Annotated in this window: 1 protein-coding gene; it reads right to left on the reverse strand. The window is 67.6% G+C overall.

Translation table 11 applies throughout. The features are described 5' to 3' along the window. Window positions 1–35: 35 nt before the first annotated feature. Window positions 36–1,099 (reverse strand): IS630 family transposase gene (locus tag AC061S_RS44430; protein ID WP_478691574.1). Its coding sequence is split into 2 segments (ribosomal slippage): window positions 36–652 and window positions 652–1,099, totalling 1,065 coding nucleotides; the frame shifts between segments, so codons are not numbered across the junction. Window positions 1,100–1,171: the final 72 nt, after the last annotated feature.

Below are 1,171 nucleotides of genomic sequence, written 5' to 3' on the forward strand. Positions count from 1 at the left end.
CTGAACTTGATTGGGTGATGTCGGGTTGATCGTGGTCAGTCGTCCATGATCAGACCGGTTCCTGCGAGGCATCCGTCGACGAGGTGTGGTCGGTACTGGATCTGCTTGAGGCTTCGCTTCACGGCTTTGGCCAGCTGGTCGAGGTTCGCGGCGGCGAGGTTGCCGATGGTGCGTTTGACCAGCGACCAGATGCCTTCCTGGGGGTTGAGGTCGGGTGCGTAGGAGGGGAACTGGAAGACCGTCAGCCAGTCGGCGTTCGCTTCGATGAACGCTCTCATCTGCGGCATCAGGTGAGCGCGAAGGTTGTCCCAGACGAGCACGACCGGGGCCCCGAGCTGGATGTGCGCGCGCACGATGAGGTCCCGGTAGTCCCGCCAGGTGAAGCCCTTGGGGTCGTTCTTGCGGCCCCGGTAGACGTGGAAGCTGTAGAACATCCGGGACCGTTCGCCCCGCTTGAAGCAGGTCATCCCGGCCATCGAGACCCGGCCGGAGCCCCGGCCGCGAACACGGACCACGGGCGTCCGGCCTATTCGGCCCCAGCTCCTGGCGCGCGGCGGTCTCAGCGACTGCCCGGCCTCGTCTTCGAAGACGATCCAGGCTCCGCGAGCCGCCGCGACGCTTTTACCCGCGGCCAGACCTCCTTCTTCCACAGCTCGACGGCTGCATCGTCGCGCTCGATCGCCCGGCGGGCCGGCTGCTGCCAGGACCAGCCGTGGCGCTTGAGTAGCCGCCACGTTCCCTCCACCGTGTAAGTGACGTGGAACAGGCGGCCGATCAGCGTCTTGACCCGGGCCAGTGTCCACCGCTGGTCCTCCCAGCCGTGGACCAGCGGACCTCGCTCCAACTCCCGCTCAAGCCTGGCAATTTGTCTCTCGCTCAGCCTCGGCCGTCCCGGAGAGCCCTTCGAGTGGACCCCGGCCTGGCCGCCCTCCCGCCACTGCCGGCGCCATCGCTCCACCGACCGCTCGCTCACCCGCAACGCGGCCGCGATCTGCCGGTTCTTCTCCCCGCCCGCGAAGCGTTCCACGGCCTGCAGCCGGATCCGCTCCCGCGCGGCCCTCTCGGCGTCGGTCAAACCGCCGCCCTGCGCGTACCTCACAGCATCAGGGCTACCGGAACGACCCGGACGCTGTCAGGCGAACAGCCCCGACATCACCCAATCAAGTTCAGT

The sequence above is a fragment of the Streptomyces sp. CA189 genome (genome assembly GCF_056428985.1).